We start from the raw sequence: 17,595 nt of genomic DNA, 5'->3' as shown, positions 1-17,595 counted from the left end.
ATGGCCTTCTTCAAGAAGGTGAAGAAACCGCAGGGCCCGTTGACCGCGGACACGCTGCGGACCTGGCTGACGAACTACGTCGCCGAGCGGGTCGGCGTGCCGGCCGAGGAGATCGACACCGCCAAGAACTTCGAGGACTACGGTCTCGACTCGCGCGCGGGAATCACGCTGACCGGGCAGCTCGAACATCTCGTGGAGCAGCGCCTCTCGCCCGCGCTGCTGTTCGACCACGGATCGATCGACGCTGTGGTGGAACACCTCGAGTCGCAAGGAATGCTGGCCCATGCCGGCGGTTAGCGTGCCCACCTCGCCCGGGGCGGACTTCCACCACTTCATGGAGAAGTCCCGCCGGCTCGAGGGCGAGAATCTGACGACCGCGATACCCAGGGCGCTTTTCGCCCCCCGTACCAGTCGGGGCCTGCTCGGATTTGGCGTCAGCCTTTCCCTGTACGCCGTTTCGATTGCCGGGATCGTGATCGCACCGCACTGGTACCTCTACCCGCCGCTCTGGGCCCTGGCCGGACTGGGCGGCTGGGGTCTGCATTGCATCGCGCACGACTGCGGACACGGGTCCTTCTCCCGTTCGCGGCGGCTCAACACCTATGTCGGGCACGTGGCGCTGCTGCCGCTGCTGTACCCGTACCAATCGTGGCGGCACGTGCACAACATGCATCACGCCCACACGAACAACCTCGAGCTCGACACCGACTGGCGTCCGGTACCGGCGCAGATGTACGCCCGGATGCAGTGGTGGGAGCGGGCCATGTACTCGGCGACGCGTACGTGGGCGTTCTGGGGTGGCAGCATCCGTTACTGGCTGGTGTCGGGGTTCCGTCCCGGCTTCTTCCCGAAGGCGTCGACGGCCCGTGAGGTACGCCGGTCCATCGCCTTCACCGCCCCGGCCGGCCTGCTCCTGGTCGCGGGCCTGTTCGTGCTGGCGGGATGGCACGGGTTCGTCGTCTGCTTCCTCGTGCCGTGGCTCGCGATCCACCTGTGGTTCAGCGCCACCACTCTGATGCACCACAGCGCCAGCGACCTGCCGTTCCTCACCTCCGAGCACTGGACCCGAAACGCCGGTCGGCTGCTGCTCACCACCGACTTCATCTATCCGCGGTTCCTCAACTTCCTGACCCACAACATCGCGGTACACACCGCACATCACGTGGCTCCGGCGGTGCCGTTCTATAACCTGCCCCACGCCCAGGCCGCCCTGCGGGACGCCTATCCCGGCATGGTGCGCGAGGAGAGGCTGCGCCCGCTCAGCCTGTGGCGGATCCTGCGGAACCTGCACCTGTACGACGCTCGGAACGGCTTCTACGAGACGTTCTCCGGAGCGCCGGTGCCACCCGGGGGGAGCGGTTCGTGACGCTGGTCGGAATGGGACCGAGTGAGGCGCTGGCGAGGCTGTTCACCAGCGAGGGCAAACGGGACCCCTACCCGTTGTATGACGCGTTGTGGCCGCTCGGGCCTGCCTTCCGGCTCGGGCCAGAGCTGGTCATGGTCCTCGGGTACGACGAGTGCGCGGCCGCGCTGCGCCACCGCGACCTGCTGGTCACCGACGCGGACGCGCACCTGCGTACCGGTCTGCTCGCGCACTCCACCTGGCAGTGCTTCACCAAGATCATGATGTTCAGCAACGAGCCCGACCACGGACGGCTGCGCCGGTTCGCCGGGGACGCCTACTCGCCGCGGCAGGTCGCGCGCCTTCGGCCGGCCGCCGTCGACCACGCCAGGACGCTGATCGCCGACCTGTCGGGACGCGTCGACCTGGTGGCGACGTACACGTATCCGTTCACGATGGCGGTGACCGGCGACCTGCTCGGCATACCCTCGAGCGACCGGGACGCCCTGCGCGTACCCGTACTCGCCTGCACAACGGCGTTCGAGCCCATCCTCACCCGGGACGAGCTGGTCGCCGCCGACGCGGGCATGGACGTGCTCACGGACTATTTCCGCGAGCTGATCCGGCACCGGCGGCGGCACCCCTCGGACGACCTCACCGGCACCATGGTCCGGGACGGCGAGGCCACCGGCGCGATCTCCGAGGAGGAGCTCGTCGCCAGCCTGGTCCTGTTCCTCATCGCCGGCACGCAGACACCGAGCGACGTCATCGGCAACGCCGTCCAGCTCGTCGTCTCCCGGCGCCTGCCCGCCCATGACCTGGTCGCGGACCCGGGAACGCTGTCGAATTTCATCACCGAGGCCGTGCGCATCGACCCCGCCATCCACATGCTGACCCGCGTCGCCGCCCGCGACCTCGAGCTCGGCGGCGTCCACATCGCAGCCGGCTCACGGGTTCTGCTCACCCTGGCGGCGGCGAACCGGGATCCTCGACGGTTCGGGCGGCAGGACGAGTTCGACGTCGGCCGATTGGACAACGCGCCGCTGGCCTTCGGGCTCGGCACCCATTACTGCCTGGGCGCGAGCTTCGCCAAGCTGCTGGTCGACGTCGCGCTCGCCGAGCTGCTCGGGCGCTTTCCCGCGATGTCCCTAGCGTCCGAGCCGTCCTATCGGGAGCAGCTCGTGCAACGCGGCCTGGCCGACCTGGTCGTCAACCTCGAGGGTTAGGCCCAAGGCCGGGTAGTTAGGGCGTTGCGGCTGCTGTCAAGCGGGGTTTGCGGGGTTTGCGGGGTGGGGATGGTGTGGGTGGTGGGAGTGGTTCGGTGGTGTCGTCGTGGATGGTGATGGCGAGGTTGGTGATCTTCTGGTTGGTGGTGGGTCTGCCGGGTGGGTGTTTGGCGTAGCGGGACAGTGGTGATTTGACGCGGCGGGTGCTGGTGCGTGCTCGGCGTGGTGGGAGGAGTTCAGCGAGGACGGCGCGGCCGATAGCGCCGGTGAGGTCGGTGTTCTCGGGCAGGACGTCGGCGGCGTTGGTGAGTTGTTCCCGGGCGGTGTGCAGGGCGATGGTGAAGCTGGCCCGGTCGGGGTCGGTCCCGGGCCGGGTTTCGGTGGCGTGGACCATCGCGGTGCGCAGCGCCTGGTAGACGGTCAGCAGTGCCCACAGTTCCTGCTGGATGCCGGTCGGGTCGCCGGAGCGCAGGATTCGTCCGTGCAGGATGGTGTGGCGCAGGGCGTAGTACGCCGATTCGTGTTCCCAGCGCTGGTGATAGAGCTCGACCAGGCGGTGTGCCGGGTGCCGGCGGGGGTCGCGCAGGGAGGTGACGAGGCGGTAGACGCCGGTGTAGGTGGTGGCGTCGGCGCAGGTGACGGTGACGGTGGCGTCGATGACCCGGACGGGGACGTGGTTGAGGACGCTCAGGTATGAGCCGTCGTCGAGGCGGGCCAGGACCGGCAGGCGGCGGTTGCCGCGCAGCCGGCCCAGGAATTGGGCGCCGGTGCCGGCGACCGCGGTCAGGAACATGTTGGAGTCGAAGCCCTTGTCCCACAGCACGAGCATGCCGGCATCCAGCAGATGCAGCAGTTTGCTGGCGTAGCTGGTCTCGCCCTCGGCGGTCGGTCCGAACACCGCACCGAGCATGCCGCGGGTGCCGGTCTCGACCAGCGTCATCAACTCCACCGCCGGGTAGCCGTTTCCGGTGCGTTTGCCGAGCCAGGCACGGTTGCGGGCGGTGTCGGCGGTGCGTTGGGAGGTACAACCGTCGAAGGACACCGTGCGATAGCGGCCGAACCGCACCCCGGGAGTGTGTGGCTGCGCGAGAGGCCCGGCGAGGACCTCGAAGAGGGCCTTCACCGGAGCGGGACCGACGCGGCGGCGCAGGTCACGTAGCCCTTTACCCGATGGGACGACCACGACCAGCCCCACCAGCCCGGCGATCATCTTGGCCCAGACCCGCCGGTAGCCGACCTCCGGGAACAGGCACATCGCCAGCACGAAGTACACCCCGACCCGGGACGGCAGGTTCCGTAGTCTTGCCTGCACCGTACCGGTCTCGGCCAGCACCGCATCGACGAGTTCAAAGGGCACGATCGAGGTGAGTTCCCCGAGATGGCCCGGGGCGAACACTCCCGCCGCGACCCGGACAGTGCGGGTGATGGCGGCCACAGTGCGGGACAGGGCAGAATGATCCGGCAACGGAACTCCCGGGCAGAAACGGTGGATCTTGGTCGACCGCCAGTTCTACCGGAGTTCCGTTGCTTTTACCGCCCCCGGGCCCATCGGCTTGACAGCCACGCCCGCCGCCTAACTACCCGGCCTTGAGCCTAGGCCGTGTCTCGTCGATCTTGGGTGAGGTCACGTAGCCAGATCTTCATCGTGGCGATGTCGACGGTGGCCTGGTACATGTAGTCGCGCTTGTCGTACCTGGTCGCGACCGCCCGGAACTGCTTGAGCTTGTTGAACGCCCGCTCAGCGGTGTTGCGCTGCTTGTAGCGCTCCCGGTCGAAGTTCGGTGGCCGGCCGCCGCGAGATCCCTTCTCGCGACGGTTGGCCGCCTGATCGGCCTTGATCGGGATCGTGGCCTTGATGCCGCGACGGCGTAAGTGAGAACGGATAGCCTTCGAGCTGTACGCCTTGTCAGCCAGGACATGCCCGGGACGGGTACGCGGCCGGCCGACCCGGCGGGGAATCCGGATAGCGGCCATGACCTGCGTGAAGCCGGTGCAGTCGGCCCGCTGCCCGCACGTGGTGTGCCGCGCGATCGGACGGCAACGCCGGTCAGCGGCCAGGTGCAGCTTGGTGGTCAACCCGCCACGGGACCGGCCGAGGGCTTCCCTTCCGCCCTTTTCGTCCCTTGCGGCTTCCCCCTTTTTGGGTGATCCGCCGCTGGGGCGTGCCGAGCACCCGCCGCGTGCTGGTGCGCCCGGATCGAGGAGGTGTCCACCCCGACCGTCCACTCGTCGCCTTCCTCGGCGTCGCAGTCGATCCGCAACGCCGCGCAGATCCGCGACCAGGTCCCGTCCATCGCCCACCTGCGTTTGCGCTGGTAGACCGTCTTCCACGGACCGAACCGCTCCGGCAGGTCACGCCACGGAATCCCGGTACGTTCCCGGTACAAGATCCCCGAGACCGTCGTCCGATGGTCACGCCATCGGCCCCCACGCGGCGGATCCGCTGGCAGCAACGGCGCCAGAAGCGCCCACTCGTCATCGGTCAACTCATGCCGTCGAGACACGCCAATCTATCTACCAAAACCCGCCCCGAAGATCCACGAGACACGCCCTAGTCCCTGTCGCCTCTGGCGAGGTGGCTACCTGTGGCCGGTCACGTAGTAGCTGTTGTGTGCTCGTCGACCGTGTTTACGGCCCGCCGGCCAACTCGGTGGGAACTGCTTTTCCGGCCCGCCGCATCCTTGACTGTGCCAAGGTGTCCGCCCCTGGCTGCTTGGCGCTTGGGGCGGACACCGAGCTGAGCGTTCCGCTGTTTGTTCGCGATACCGACGCCGATGTCGTCAGGCGGTGACCGTCGGACGGGCGGCCGGGGCGGACCGGGTGCGGAGGCTGCGTTCGGTGAGCGCGCCGAAGAGCAGCCCGAGGGTGGTCCAGGTGACGAGCTGGGTGCCGAGTGAGGCGAGCCGGAACTTCCAGAGCACGAGGGCGGGGAAGCCGTCGGGTACCTCGCTGATCGTGGGCAGTGCGGTCTGGATGACCCCGATGAGGACGACGTACGCGGCGATCGCCATGAGGGTCGCGGTCCAGGCGCCGTACCTCGGGTTGAGCCAGCGTCCGAGGTTGACGGCGAGGAGCCCGGTGCCGACCGCGATCACGATCATGAGGAAGTACAGGCCGGTTCGTTGCCCGAGGGTGTCCGGGTTGCCGGTGGCCGGTGGGTTGGCCGGATATTTGAGGAACGGTACGAGCGCGACGGTCACGAAGCCGCCGAGCGCGACGAGCGCGGCGGTCGCCCGGGGGTTGAAGCGCCCGATCCGGCCGTACGCGATGGCGAAGGCGAGCGCGAACAGACCGCCGAGCGCGACCCCGTACACCAGGGCGGCAGTGGCCAGACCGACCGTGCTCTGCACGGTGCGGCTGACCAGCTCGGGTTCGCTGGCTTCGCCGTGCGGGTGGGCGGCGGCAGCGGCATGCGTGTGGGCGGCGGCCTGGGCGGACTCGAAGTCGATGGCCTGCCCGACGGGGCCCTCACCGAAGACGGTTGCGAACAGGTAGGCGGCGGCACCGGCGGCGAGGCCGACGAGCATGCCGCGGACGAGAAGCGAGCGGGTGGACAGCATGAGGGTCCTCGCCGCGTTCAGTGGCAGGGGAAGCCGAGCAGGTGGCGTCCGTCGTGCACGAACTCGTGCACCGTCTCGCCGGCGAACACGGACAGGACACCCTGTTCGACGCCGACGAAGTAGAGCAGTACGAGCGCGATCACCGCGGCGAAGGCCGCCCAGGGCAGGATCTGCCGCAGCGGTATGGCGACCGGTGCGGGCGCGGCGGTGGGAGCGGGCAGCGACATGTCGGCCATGACAAGGACCTCCTGGGATCACGCGTCCCCTAGCGGTTTCCGTGACGGTGGAGGGTCTGACTCCCAGCCGGTCAGGTGAGGCACCCGTCGGGCTGGTTACAGTGGCGCGACCGTGCCGGGATTGCACCGGCTTCCTCCCACCGTCACGCTGTGGCCTGGACGCTACGGGCGGCAACGTCGCGGTGTCAATATCACGGGCACGATTGATATCGATGACCTTCTCATTGTGGATTGGGTCCTGAAGAAGGGGGCGATCAGCGTGAGTAATCGCCTGATCCTGATCAGCCACGCACCCACCGCAGCGACCCGGTCCCCTGCCTTCCCACGAGACGAGCCACTCGACGCGCACGGTCTGGCGGATGCCACCGCGCTGGCTGGTGCGCTGCCCCGCGCCGACGATGTGCGCTGCGGCCCGGCGTTGCGCTGTACGCAGACCGCCACCGCGCTCGGGCTGACTCCAGCCGTCGACGAAGGGCTGCGTGACGGCGAACTCGGCCGGTGGGCCGGCCGCACCCTGGACGACGTCGCCGCCGACGAACCGAACGCTGTCGCGGCCTGGCTCACCGACCCGGCGGCCGCACCACACGGCGGCGAGTCCCTCCACGACCTGCTCGACCGGACGGGTGGCTGGTTACGCGCGGTGCCGGACAAGGGCCGTACGGTCATCGCGGTCACGCACCCCATGGTGATCCGCGCGCTTGTCGTCAACGCGATCGCCGCCACCCCCGCGTCGTTCTGGCGGATCGACATCGCTCCGCTCACGAAGACGGTGCTGCGCGGCGGTGCCGGACGCTGGACCCTACGCGCGACCGCAAGCCCGTTACGCTGACCCGGGCCGGCGCATCGCCGCGATGACTAGCCCGAAAGAGCTCGCCCCGTTCGCAGGCCGCCTGGGCTGAGAGGTGCGGCCCGTCAGCACCGCTGGTCGAATCACGCCGGGTCCGCTGGCGTCGATAGGCTCAGCGACGGCGGCCAGGGGGTGACGCGGGGATGGCCTACATCACCGACTCCTCGGACTCCGGGCCGAACGGGATCGTCGTGGTCGACCTGGCCAGCGGCGCGTCCTGGCGGCGGCTGCACGACCACCCGTCCACCAAGGCCGAGCCGCTGTCCACCTACCGGCCCAGCGTCGAGGGACGGCCGTTCCTGGAACGCCCGGCCGACGGAGCGCCGAAGCCGCTGTCGATGGGGTCGGACGGGATCGCCATCTCCGCCGACGGCTCCCGGCTGCACTACTGTCCCCTCGCCTCCCGCCGCTGGTACAGCGTCGCCACCGACGCGCTCGCCGACCGCGACCTCACCGAGGACCTGGTCGCCGCCACGGTGGCGGACGAGGGTGACAAGGGCGGCGGCTCCGACGGCCTGGAGACCGACGATTCCGGCCGGATCAGGATTCGCGGCCGGGACCGGCCAGCACGAGACGGCCCGGCCCCCGCATCGACAGGCCTTTCGCGTCGGCCAGGTAGGCGGCCTGGCCCGGGCCGAGCTCGAGCCGGTTCGCGCCGTCGATGAGTTCGACCGGCCCTTCGACACAGAGGGCGATCTGCTGTCCGGCCAAGGAGATCGGCACGGGCTCCGGGCTCGCCGCCGTGGCGTCCAGAAGCGCGAATTCCGTCACCGCAGGGGAATAAAGCCGTCCTGCGCTGTGGTGCCGCGAAACCTCGACGGCCGCTTCGCTGTCGAAATCGACACACCGCATGAGCGCGTCCACGTCGACGAGTTTGGTCGTCAGCCCGGCCCGCAGAACCGTGTCGGAGTTGGCCATGACTTCCAGTGCCAGGCCCGAGGAATAGGCGTGAATCATGCCGGAGGGCACGAAGACCGCCTCCCCGGGCGCCAGGACGAACCGGCGCAGCAGGACGGCGGCGGCGACTCCGGGGTCCCCGGGGTATTGCTCGGCGAGGTCGGCCAGCCACGGAATCTCGCCGCCGAATCCCTTCACCTCGTCGGCGGATGCGTCCAGGGCGGTCTGCAACGCGCGGCGCCGTCGGTCGCCATCGGGTCCCGGGCCGGTGAGCTCGGCCCGCATGCGGCGAGCGAGGTCCGCGTCGAGCCGGTCGAGGTCGCGAACGCATTCGGCGACGGGGCGAAAGCCGACCAGGCCGGTGAACGGCGTCAGGGCGAAAACCATCTCGGGCTTGTGGACCGGGTCCTTGAACCGCCGCCGGGGATCGTCCCGCGGAATGCCCGACGCCTCGTCCTCGCGGAAGCCGGCCTCGGCCAGGTGCGGCTCGGGGTGCACCTGCAACGAGACGGAACGACCCGGGGCGAGCAGCTTCACCAGAAACGGAAGCCGGTTGCCGACCACGTCGAGAAGGGTCTGGTCACTGCCGGCAACGGGACTGGGCGCGTCCTCGTGGGCCCCGAACCATACCTCGGCCACCGGCCGTTCAGGATCGGGCGGATCGCCCAGGAACGCGGGGATGGCGGTCGGCGATCCCCAGTCGTAGTGCCGGGCGACACCAAGGATGCGTTGCACTGCCGTGTCCTTCCAGATTGTTGGGGGGTGACCGGGCTAGCGGCGGCGGACGACGTTGAAGGCGATCTCGCTGCTGCGGTGGTAGTCGATGGCGTACAGCAGCCGTTTGCCCTCGCGGGTCACACAGGTCTCCTCGACCAGCAGCCAGGGGTCGTACCGGGCCAGATCGTAGGCCTCCGAGTACTCGGCCGGGAGGTTCGCGGCGGACAGCCGGGCGATCGAGAAGGCGATGTAGTGCCCGTGCCCTTCCAGGCTCTTGGTGACGGACGCGCCCCAGTTGCGGAACTTCAGCGGGCCGGGCAGTGCGTCCCGCCGGACGATGTTGATGCTGAAGACCATGGGCTGGTCGTCGCCGAGCCTCAGGCGCACGAGCCGGATGACCGGGTCGCCCTCGTTCAGTTGCAGCTCGCGGGCGACCCGGGCGTCCGCGGTTCCCTCTTCCACGCTCAGCACCACATTGGTGACCTTGTAGCCGAGTCCCTGCAGCAACGCGGTGATGCTCTCGTAGACGTTCACCGGCCGCTCGATCGGCAGTGAACCCAGGGCCGACACGAACCGACCTCGTCCCTGGATGGCGGTGACCAATCCGTCCTGCTCCAGCAGCTTCAACGCTTCCCGGATCTTGTTGCGGGAGACTCCGAAGTGTTCTGACAGCTCGGGTTCGGTGGGCAGCTGATCGCCCGGCCCCATCTCGTCCTGGGTGATGAGCTGGCGGATTGCTTCTTTGAGCTGGGGAGCCATGGTCGAGCGTTTGGCGGGGACAGCGCCGGCTGGGGACGTCAAGGTTCTCTCCTCGTCAGAGCGCGGCTACGGGGAAGCAGGCATGGGCCACTTTACGTTCGGTGGCCGAGCCGGCCGTTTGAAGACTGCTGCTGGCTGTTGCACCAGGCCAGCGCGGCGCGGGCGAGGAAGGCAGCGGACAGGGCGATGTTCCCAAGCAGCACGCGCTCGTCGGCCGCATGAGCACGACGGACGTCGCCGGGCCCGCACACCAGGGCCGGGATCCCCATGGCCTCGTAGAAGTTGGCGTCGGACTGCGCTGCGGCCGTGACCGGCGCGGCCAGCGGATTGACCCTCGCGTCGGCACTCGCCAGACGCGTCCGCTCCGCCATCATCTGGCGGACGAACTCGCTGTCGGGGTCGGTGTAGGCCGGGGGCCAGGTGTCGGTCCAGGTGAACTCGACCGGGTGCTCGCGCAGCCACGGGTCGAGCTCCGAGGCCGTACGGATGTGGTGCTCGATCTCCGCGCGGATCTGCTCGGAGGTGTTCCCGGGCGGGAAGGACAGCAGGTAGTCGATGCGCGCCCGGTCGGGGAAGAACGGCGCCGCCTCGACGCCGACGTCCGCGCGCAGGACACCGGGATGAATGATGAAGGCGCCCGGCGGGAAGGCCGGATGCGCCTTGCTGAAGGCCCACTGCTCCTCGAGTTGGCGCATGGCGTGGTAGACGTAGACCGCCTTGTCGATGGCGTTGACGCCGATCGCGTCGCCCGAGCCGCCGGCCCGGATGGCGAGATTACGCGCGGCCCAGTGCGCCGACTTGCCGCGAACGGTCAGCGAGAAGAGGTAGTTGCCCGCCGCGACGTTGGAGATGTCAAGAACCCGTGGCTCCGGCGACGTGGGCTCCGGCACCAGAGCAGCGTCCACCGTGTAGCCGGCTTTCAGCACAGCGGTTGTGCCGATTTCGTGGCTCATCGTCTCTTCGCCGACCACAGAATGGATGTGCAGGTCTCCGGCCAGCGTGACGCCGGTGTCCCGGAGGGCCTTGGCGGCGAGCCACATGGCCGCGTGCCCGGCCTTCATGTCAGTGGCGCCGAGCCCGTACAGGTAGCCGTCCTCGACGACCGCTTTCCAGGGGTCGTCGAAGCGGCCCTGCTGCGGGGCCACGGTGTCGATGTGCCCGTTCAGCGCCAGGGAGCGACCGCCGCCGCGGCCGGGCCGCACGGCGACCAGGTTGGGCCTGCCCTCGGCCTCCTCGACCCAGTTGAGGTCGAAACCCAGGGGACGCAATGCCTCGGCCAGGACCTGGTTGGCGCGGCGTTCCCCGCCCTCGTAATCCGCTGCGTCGACGCCGGGCTGCAACGGGTTGACGCTGCGGCAGGCGACGAGGTCGACGAGCAGCTGTTCGGCGTCGCCGGCGGAGGCGGCGATCGAGGCGTCGATCGCCGCCAGGGTGCCGTCAAGGTCGTTCACCGTGACTCCTTGTCCAGTGGCAGGTGGGGCCAGCCCGAGCGGTAGGCGCAGGCGGCCGCCGCGAAGCGGGCGCCCGTCTCCAGCGCCTCGGGCAGGGATCGGCGGCTGAGGCGGGCCGCGATGAAGCCGGCGATGAAGCTGTCGCCGGCGCCGGTGGTGTCGACGATGATCGCCGGTAGGGCGGCCTGCTCGTACCAGCGGTCCCCGCTGAGACAGACCGAGCCCTCGGCGCCGCGCGTCGCGACGACCACTCCCACTCCGGCGGCGGCCGCGCCGGCGGCGAGTTCGCGGGCGTCGCCGGTCTCACCGGCCGAGAGGAACGCGACATCGAGGTCGGTCAGCCCGGTGGCGACCGCGCAGTCCTGGCTGACGGTGATCCGGCCGGCCAGCGCCTTCCGCAGCCGGGTCGCCTCCGGCAGCATGCCGATGTGCACCCAGACGGCCTCGGCGATCTGATCGAGCTGCGCCTCCGTGGGGAAATAGTCCGCGGTCACGCCGAAGTCCTCCCGGTCGAAGATGCGGTCGCCGTTGGCGGCGACGCTGATCTCCGTGACCGCCGTGGGTCCGTCGAGCACGGTGAGGTCGTCGGTGGAGATCCCGTTGACCTCGAGCCCGGACCGGATGACCGCTTGCAGGGCGTCGGTGCCCACCGCGCCGAAGTAGCGCACCGCCACTCCGGCCCGGGCGAGCTGAACCGCCACGTTGAAGGCGTTGCCCCCGGAGTAGTCGCGGTCCTCGCTGCCCCGGTAGCGGTCCACGCAGTTGTCGCCGACGACCGCGACCCAGGGCTGTCGTCCGGTGCTCATAAGGTCTGTGCTCCGGTCATGATCGCGACGGCGTCGGTCATCGAGTGGCTCTGCGGGGTGATGGTGCCGGCGCACTTCCCCAGGCGCTGAATGTGGATGCGGTCGGCGACCTCGAACACCTGGGGCATGTTGTGGCTGATCAGAATGACCGCGGTGCCCCGGTCGCGCAAAGTTCTGATCAGCTGGAGCACCTGGTTGGACTCGCGCACCCCGAGCGCGGCGGTCGGCTCGTCCAGCACGACGATTTTCGATCCGAAGGCCGCGGCCCGGGCCACCGCGACGGCCTGACGCTGGCCACCGGAGAGATTCTCGACCGGCACGGTCACGTCTTGCAGCGTCGAGATTCCCAACTCGGCCAATTCGGCCCGAGCCCGCTCGCGCATTCCCTTGACGTCGAGGGCCCGCAACATCGTCCCTGCGAAGCCCTTGCGCCGGATCTCCCGCCCGAGGAAGAGGTTGGAGGCGACGTCGAGCGTCGGGGAGACCGCCAGCGTCTGGTAGACCGTCTCCAGCCCCGCGTCCCGCGCGTCCTGGGGCCGCTTGAAACTGACCGGCGAGCCGTTGATGAACAGCTCACCCGAGGTCGGGATCTCCGCACCGGTCAGGCACTTGATCAGCGTGGATTTGCCGGCGCCGTTGTCGCCGACCACGGCGAGGATCTCACCCGGGAAGAGCTGGAGCCCGACTCCGTCGAGGCCGACCACCCGTCCGTACGTCTTGACCAGGTCCCGTGCCTCGAGGACGGGCTTGCCGGCAACTGTCTCGACCGTCATGACTTCGCCTTCCGGATCCACTGGTCGACTGCCACGGCCACGATCACCAGGACTCCGACCGTCAGGGTCTGATAGAGGACGTCGAGGCCGGCGAGCGCCAAACCGTTGCGGAACACACCGACGATGAGGGCGCCCAGCAGCGTGCCCCAGATGGCGCCCCGGCCACCGAACAGGCTCGTCCCACCGATGACGACCGCCGTGATGGAGTCCAGGTTGAGGTCGATGCCGGAGTTCGGGCTGGCCGCGTTGGTACGCCCGATCTGGATCCACGCGGTGACCGCGATGATCGCCCCGGCGACGAGGTAGACCGAGGCGAGCACCCGGTCCACGCGGATACCCGAGAGCCGCGCGGCTTCCTTGTCGTCGCCCACGGCATAGACGTGCCGTCCCCACGCCGTCCGGTTCAAGACGTACGCGATCAGGATGTAGAGGGCGAGCATGATGAGCACGCCGACGCTGACCTTGATGCCGAGCACCGGGAGAGTGTTGCCGGTGAGGGTGAGCGTGTCGGACAACTGCGAGCCGCGCACCGTGTTGCCGCTGGTGTAGAGCAGTGTCAGAGCGGTGAAGATGCTCAGCGTCCCCAGTGTCACGATGAACGGCGGAAGCTTGAGGCGGGTCACGAGAAGCCCGTTCAGGCCGCCCGCGGCGGTGCCGGCGAGGAGCCCGAGCACCAGGCTGAGCGTCGGCGGGACACCGGTGGACGACGCCGACTGAGCCATGACCATGGCGGCCAGGATCATGGCCGCGCCGACCGAGAGATCGATCCCCGCGGTCAGGATGACCAGGGTCTGTGCGATCGCGAGGGTGCCGACGACGGCGACCTGCTGGGTGATCAGGGAAAGGTTGGCCGGAGCCAGGAAGCGGTCGTTGAGCAGTCCGAACACGAGCACCGAGACGACGAGGACGACGGCGGGGCTGATGGCGGGATGCCGGTGTAGCAGATCGCGCACGCGAGAAAGAGGCGTCGAGCGGTCGAGAAAGGCCGAAGACAGATCTGGTGCCGCGGTCGGCGGCGGTACCGTGTTGGTCATCTGAGTTCTCCAGAACTGTGCCGGGCGGGGGTGCTCGCGCACCCCCGCCCTCCAGCCGTCAGAAACAATCCTTGAGGCCCTCGGTCGCGTCGATGCTCTTCACGCCGTCCTGAGGGTCTTCGGTCACGAGGTTGACGCCGGTGCTGACAAAGTCCTTGCCCTCGTCCGACTTCGGTTCCGTGCCGTTGACCACCAGGTCGTGGATGGCCTTGACGCCCATTTCCGCCATCTTCAGCGGGTACTGCTGGGCGGTGGCCTGCAGGATGCCGTCCTTGACGTAGTTCACGCCGTCGCAGGCGCCGTCAATCGAGACCGTGATCAGGCCCTCGGTCTTGCCCGCCGCCTTCAGCGCCTGATAGCCGCCGTACGAGGCCGGCTCATTGATGCCGTAGATGACGTTGATGTTCGGGTTCTTGCTGAGCAGCGTCTCGGTCGCGGTGCGGCCGCCGTCCTCGGTGCCCTTCGTCGGCAGGTTGCCGACGATGGTGTACTTGCCGCCCTTGCCGCCCGTGTAGTTGCCGGTCTTGGCCTCGTCGCCGTTGACCTTGGGGTCGGCTACGTCGATTCCCATTCCGGTGAGGAACCCCTGGTCCCGGGCGTAGTCCACGGTCAGCACCTTGTCGCCGAACAGGTCGAGAAGGGCGATGGTGGCGTCCTTGCCGTTGAGCTTCTTCGCCGTCCACTCGCCGACCAGGCGGCCCGCCTCGAAGTTGTCGGTGGCGTAAGTCGTGTCGACCAGCGACGCCGGGTCCGGCACCGTGTCGAGAGCGATGACCTTCACGCCGGCATCCCGCGCCTTGGCGATGGCGTCGAAGACTCCCGGCCCGTTCGGGGTGATGAGGATGCCCTGATCGCCGCGGGAGATGGCGTTCTCGATGGCCTGGATCTGGGTGTCCTCGTCGCCATCCACCTTGCCGGCGGCGACGGTCAGGTGCACGCCCAGGTCCTGCGAGGCCTTCGTGGCGCCGTCGGCCATCTTCTTGAAGAAGGAGGTGCCCTGGGTCTTGATGATCAGTGAGACCGACACCTTCTTGTTGTCACCACCGGCTGAGGAGCCGCTGTCCGACGAGCAGGCCGCGAGGCCCATCATGAGGAGCACCGCGCTGGAGGCGGCGAGGGCCTTCCGATTAACCATGGGGGGTCCTTATCTGGGTCAGTAGTCGATGCGGCGGTAGTACCGACGGGTCGTCAGAGGGTGGTTGCGGACCTTCTCGAGGTGCGCGCTGAAGCGCTCGAGAACGGTCGCGTGCACGACGTGGCTTACGAGGGCGCGCAGTCCGGCGCCGACGCCGGGCATCGCGAAGTCGGCTGTGTCGATGACGGTGAACGTGTCGGTCACGGTCGGGACGAAGCGCTCGACCCGCTCGGCGAGCTCACGGGTGGGGCCTTCCCCCTTGAGTAGGAAGACGCTGACGCCCTTCTCGACGAGCTCCAGCGTTCCGTGGAAGAAGTCCGAGGCGTGCACCGGACGCGTCCGGATCCACTGCATCTCCTCCAGGATGCAGGTGGCGAAGTACCACGACTCGGTCCAGGACGGGCCGGCCCCGGTGAAGATGTGGTAGCGCTCGTCGGCGAACTGGATGGCCAGCTCGGCGGCGCGATCCTCGAACGCGCGCTTGATCTCGAGCAGGTGGCCCGGCAGTGACTTCAGTCCGCTCACCAGCTCGGCGTAGTCCTCCCGCTCGCCGCGGTGCTTCTGGATCGAGAGGGCGATCAGCAGCGACTGCAGATAGAAGGACTCGGACGAGGTGTCGTCGGCGGCCCGGACGGTGAAGTTGTGATCGGCCGCCTTCGCCAGCGGGGACTCGTCGTTCCCCGTCAGCGCGACGACCGTGGCGCCCCGCTTCTGAGCGAACTCGCTGATTGCCAGGGCCTCCTTGGTCGTGCCCGACAGCGAGGGGATGACGACGATGGACTGCGGGCCCAGGTTCTTCGAGTCCACGGCCAGCAGCTCAGCCGCGTTCTCGAGGAACGTGGGGAACGCCGACTCACGCTGCATGAGCTGCGCCGCCGGTTGCATGAGGACACCGGCGCCGCCGGCGCCGAGGAAGAAGAGATTCTGGGCGCCCGCGTTCAGCAGCCGGCCGACGAGGGCGTCGATCGACTCGGCCAGGGCGACCGCGGACGCCTGGATGGCCACGAAACGGTCTTCGTCGAAGTTCAGCAAAGCTCTGGCTCACTTTCGTGCGGAACGCGCGGTGCTCGCGCTGAGCGATCGGGCTTCCGCCCTGTTGTCCCTGACTTGCAACGCATCACCGACCTCGGTTGTCTGATGACTTGGCAAGTCGATGGACGATAGTTTTGTGTTGTCTGACGACGGTGTCAAGAGTGTGAACGAGCTCGTATCGGGAGCTGACAGGTAGGCAACGTTCCGTTACGGATGGTGGCCCCAGGGCTGGAGATTTGCTCCGCAACGACGAGGTTGCCCAGCGCATGCCTGGAGGGCTGTCGTAGGCGTGGGCCATTCGTCCCGTGCGCATGTGTTTGGGTGTTGTTCAGTGCGGTAGGGCCTGTGTCGAAGTCGGTCGCAGCCACTCGTTGATCCCGGCGATCTGCATGGTGTCGCGGTCCTCAGCCGGCTCCTCGGCCTGCACCTGCACACCGCCACGGCTGGAGCATCGAAGCCGACAACACGCCCGACTTCGCTGCGCCGCAGCCACTGCCGGTCGACCTGCGGGCTCCGGTGCGGAACCGGGGACGCGTCGACCAGAAAATCTATGTGTCGACCGCTAGACATCCTTGCCGCTCCCGACTAAGCTAGCTACCGTTGAGTGCGAGGTTCAACAAAGACGCCGACGGAACCGCCGCCCACGACGGGCGATGGAGCAGGGGCCAGGTTCACGCGGCTCCCGCTCGGCACGACCAGTACGCAAGTGGAAGTTGAAGTAGTACGGAAGTACCCCGGGTGTGAAGTTGCGCCCGGGCGCACCGGCGCGGTGGGGCCAAGCGTCAGGTTTCAGGGCTCCCCCGCGAGCAGTACCGGTCCGCCGGTGCCGCGGCCTGTGGGCCCGGCACCGGCGGACAACAGGCACAGTTCGAGACAAGGAAGACAGAGGAAAGGGAGGGCCGTACACCGTTGGATCGCCCGCCGCCGGCCGCAGGTAACGGGCCGGACGCGGACACCGCAGTTTCCATCGAACGAGAGGTGGTTCTCCGGTCACGCTTATGCGATCCCCGCACCCGAGGCTGTCTGGCCCGGCGCGGACATGACAAACCGACACTCTGGTCGGTGATGGTGTTTCTGACCCGTAAACCCTGGGCCCCGGCGCTTCCCGCGCCGGGGCCCTCGTTCTGGAGGTGGCATGGGCCAACCCGATGACATGCTGGACGACGACAACTACCCCGCCTACACGATGGGCCGCGCCGCGGACATCGTCGGCTGCTCGCAGGACTTCCTGCGCCGGCTCGGTGAGGCGGGACTGATCGACCCGCACCGCTCCGCCGGCGGCCACCGTCGCTACTCCCGCAGTCAGCTACGCTTGGCCGCCCGCGCCCACCAGATGTGCGAGCAGGGCACCGACATGGCGGCCGCCTGCCGCATCATCATCCTCGAAGACCAACTCGCCGAAGCCCGGCGACACAACCAATCCCACCCCACCCACTGACCACCGCCGCCCGGTGGCAACGCCGAGGCGACGCGAACCGCCACACGGTCCCGGCCTGGTCCAGGCAGGGACCGTCTGTCGTTTCCAGCGGGGATCCCCGCACCGACACCGCCGTCGAACGGGGCGCGGCCCGGCATTCTCTCCAGCGCCCCGCCTGCTCCCAACACCCCACGCACCCGCCACACGCGCCGGCGATCGACCAGCCGACCGCCGAACCGTGGCCACATCATCCGGTGATGATCCCGCCAGGGGGCGGGTACGTGGAGGTGATGACCATGAAAGATGAGCAGAGCTCACCGGCCCCGCAACGAAAGATCCCGTGCGGCATGTCCCGCCCGACCG

General features: G+C 68.6%; 17 protein-coding genes and 1 pseudogene. 6 read left to right on the top strand and 12 right to left on the bottom strand.

The window, feature by feature from the left end; all coding sequences use genetic code 11:
- From JD77_RS10515 to JD77_RS10505, 3 genes are read left to right on the top strand one after another with little or no spacing between them, the layout of a single operon-like run.
- Nucleotides 1-297 carry an acyl carrier protein gene (locus JD77_RS10515; RefSeq protein ID WP_145774104.1) on the top strand — a complete coding sequence of 99 codons (297 nt, stop codon included), beginning with the start codon at nucleotides 1-3 and terminating at the stop codon, nucleotides 295-297.
- Nucleotides 284-1,366: a fatty acid desaturase gene (locus JD77_RS10510; RefSeq protein WP_145774103.1), complete on the top strand. Its 1,083-nt coding sequence runs from the start codon at nucleotides 284-286 to the stop codon at nucleotides 1,364-1,366. Before JD77_RS10515 ends, JD77_RS10510 begins: the two co-directional genes overlap by 14 nt.
- Nucleotides 1,363-2,568: a cytochrome P450 gene (locus JD77_RS10505; RefSeq protein WP_145774102.1), complete on the top strand. Its 1,206-nt coding sequence runs from the start codon at nucleotides 1,363-1,365 to the stop codon at nucleotides 2,566-2,568. Before JD77_RS10510 ends, JD77_RS10505 begins: the two co-directional genes overlap by 4 nt.
- A gap of 16 nt (nucleotides 2,569-2,584) precedes the next feature.
- Here the strand turns inward: JD77_RS10505 and JD77_RS10500 are convergent, their stop codons facing one another.
- From JD77_RS10500 to JD77_RS10485, 4 genes are all read right to left on the bottom strand, one after another.
- Complete coding sequence (locus tag JD77_RS10500; RefSeq protein WP_170286341.1) at nucleotides 2,585-4,033, bottom strand: IS4 family transposase; 1,449 nt, start codon at nucleotides 4,031-4,033, stop codon at nucleotides 2,585-2,587.
- 128 nt (nucleotides 4,034-4,161) lie between these two features.
- Nucleotides 4,162-5,072 (bottom strand): IS5 family transposase gene (locus JD77_RS10495; protein ID WP_425463561.1). Its coding sequence is split into 2 segments (ribosomal slippage): nucleotides 4,162-4,731 and nucleotides 4,734-5,072, totalling 909 coding nucleotides; the frame shifts between segments, so codons are not numbered across the junction.
- A gap of 276 nt (nucleotides 5,073-5,348) precedes the next feature.
- The gene (locus tag JD77_RS10490; protein WP_145774101.1) at nucleotides 5,349-6,128 is read right to left on the bottom strand and encodes a CbtA family protein; all 780 of its coding nucleotides are present in this window, start codon (nucleotides 6,126-6,128) and stop codon (nucleotides 5,349-5,351) included.
- 17 nt (nucleotides 6,129-6,145) lie between these two features.
- A complete protein-coding gene (locus tag JD77_RS10485; protein ID WP_145774100.1) occupies nucleotides 6,146-6,364 on the bottom strand; it encodes a CbtB domain-containing protein in 219 nt (72 codons plus the stop codon).
- A 112-nt stretch (nucleotides 6,365-6,476) separates the two neighbouring features.
- Between JD77_RS10485 and JD77_RS10480 the strand changes: the two genes are divergently transcribed.
- Entirely contained in the window at nucleotides 6,477-7,193 is a 717-nt protein-coding gene (locus JD77_RS10480) for a histidine phosphatase family protein (RefSeq protein ID WP_246140605.1), read from the top strand.
- A gap of 152 nt (nucleotides 7,194-7,345) precedes the next feature.
- Nucleotides 7,346-7,741 (top strand): annotated as a pseudogene (locus JD77_RS33505) (L-dopachrome tautomerase-related protein); the annotation flags it as partial.
- Nucleotides 7,742-7,751: 10 nt separating this feature from the next.
- Here JD77_RS33505 and manA read toward each other — a convergent pair.
- The 8 genes from manA to JD77_RS10435 all read right to left on the bottom strand — a co-directional run bounded on the left by manA (nucleotide 7,752) and on the right by JD77_RS10435 (nucleotide 15,815).
- Nucleotides 7,752-8,843 carry a mannose-6-phosphate isomerase, class I gene (gene manA, locus JD77_RS33500; RefSeq protein ID WP_246140604.1) on the bottom strand — a complete coding sequence of 364 codons (1,092 nt, stop codon included), beginning with the start codon at nucleotides 8,841-8,843 and terminating at the stop codon, nucleotides 7,752-7,754.
- A 36-nt stretch (nucleotides 8,844-8,879) separates the two neighbouring features.
- Entirely contained in the window at nucleotides 8,880-9,626 is a 747-nt protein-coding gene (locus tag JD77_RS10465) for a GntR family transcriptional regulator (RefSeq protein WP_211372530.1), read from the bottom strand.
- Between the two features lie 50 nt (nucleotides 9,627-9,676).
- Nucleotides 9,677-11,035 carry a M20 family metallopeptidase gene (locus JD77_RS10460; protein ID WP_170286419.1) on the bottom strand — a complete coding sequence of 453 codons (1,359 nt, stop codon included), beginning with the start codon at nucleotides 11,033-11,035 and terminating at the stop codon, nucleotides 9,677-9,679.
- Nucleotides 11,032-11,841 (bottom strand): PfkB family carbohydrate kinase, encoded by an 810-nt coding sequence (locus tag JD77_RS10455; protein WP_145774096.1) that lies wholly within the window; start codon nucleotides 11,839-11,841, stop codon nucleotides 11,032-11,034. Before JD77_RS10455 ends, JD77_RS10460 begins: the two co-directional genes overlap by 4 nt.
- Nucleotides 11,838-12,614 carry an ATP-binding cassette domain-containing protein gene (locus tag JD77_RS10450; RefSeq protein ID WP_145774095.1) on the bottom strand — a complete coding sequence of 259 codons (777 nt, stop codon included), beginning with the start codon at nucleotides 12,612-12,614 and terminating at the stop codon, nucleotides 11,838-11,840. Before JD77_RS10450 ends, JD77_RS10455 begins: the two co-directional genes overlap by 4 nt.
- Complete coding sequence (locus JD77_RS10445; RefSeq protein ID WP_145774094.1) at nucleotides 12,611-13,648, bottom strand: ABC transporter permease; 1,038 nt, start codon at nucleotides 13,646-13,648, stop codon at nucleotides 12,611-12,613. Before JD77_RS10445 ends, JD77_RS10450 begins: the two co-directional genes overlap by 4 nt.
- A 58-nt stretch (nucleotides 13,649-13,706) precedes the next feature.
- Nucleotides 13,707-14,735 (bottom strand): substrate-binding domain-containing protein, encoded by a 1,029-nt coding sequence (locus tag JD77_RS10440; RefSeq protein WP_246140603.1) that lies wholly within the window; start codon nucleotides 14,733-14,735, stop codon nucleotides 13,707-13,709.
- Between the two features lie 66 nt (nucleotides 14,736-14,801).
- On the bottom strand, nucleotides 14,802-15,815 hold the full coding sequence (locus JD77_RS10435; protein ID WP_145774092.1) for an SIS domain-containing protein: 1,014 nt from the start codon (nucleotides 15,813-15,815) through the stop codon (nucleotides 14,802-14,804).
- Nucleotides 15,816-16,950: 1,135 nt separating this feature from the next.
- Here JD77_RS10435 and JD77_RS10430 point away from each other — a divergent pair.
- On the top strand, nucleotides 16,951-17,253 hold the full coding sequence (locus JD77_RS10430; RefSeq protein WP_145774091.1) for a MerR family transcriptional regulator: 303 nt from the start codon (nucleotides 16,951-16,953) through the stop codon (nucleotides 17,251-17,253).
- Nucleotides 17,254-17,595: the final 342 nt, after the last annotated feature.

Source organism: Micromonospora olivasterospora, from assembly GCF_007830265.1.
Lineage (GTDB): Bacteria > Actinomycetota > Actinomycetes > Mycobacteriales > Micromonosporaceae > Micromonospora > Micromonospora olivasterospora.
This window is presented reverse-complemented; position numbering and strand designations above follow the sequence as displayed.

Coding starts and splice junctions, on each gene's coding strand:
- JD77_RS10515 (WP_145774104.1), top strand. CDS start 1: ATGGCCTTCTTCAAGAAGGTGAAGAAACCGCAGGGCCCGTTGACCGCG.
- JD77_RS10510 (WP_145774103.1), top strand. CDS start 284: ATGCCGGCGGTTAGCGTGCCCACCTCGCCCGGGGCGGACTTCCACCAC.
- JD77_RS10490 (WP_145774101.1), bottom strand. CDS start 6,128: ATGCTGTCCACCCGCTCGCTTCTCGTCCGCGGCATGCTCGTCGGCCTC.
- JD77_RS10485 (WP_145774100.1), bottom strand. CDS start 6,364: ATGGCCGACATGTCGCTGCCCGCTCCCACCGCCGCGCCCGCACCGGTC.
- JD77_RS10455 (WP_145774096.1), bottom strand. CDS start 11,841: ATGAGCACCGGACGACAGCCCTGGGTCGCGGTCGTCGGCGACAACTGC.
- JD77_RS10450 (WP_145774095.1), bottom strand. CDS start 12,614: ATGACGGTCGAGACAGTTGCCGGCAAGCCCGTCCTCGAGGCACGGGAC.
- JD77_RS10445 (WP_145774094.1), bottom strand. CDS start 13,648: ATGACCAACACGGTACCGCCGCCGACCGCGGCACCAGATCTGTCTTCG.
- JD77_RS10440 (WP_246140603.1), bottom strand. CDS start 14,735: ATGGGCCTCGCGGCCTGCTCGTCGGACAGCGGCTCCTCAGCCGGTGGT.
- JD77_RS10430 (WP_145774091.1), top strand. CDS start 16,951: ATGGGCCAACCCGATGACATGCTGGACGACGACAACTACCCCGCCTAC.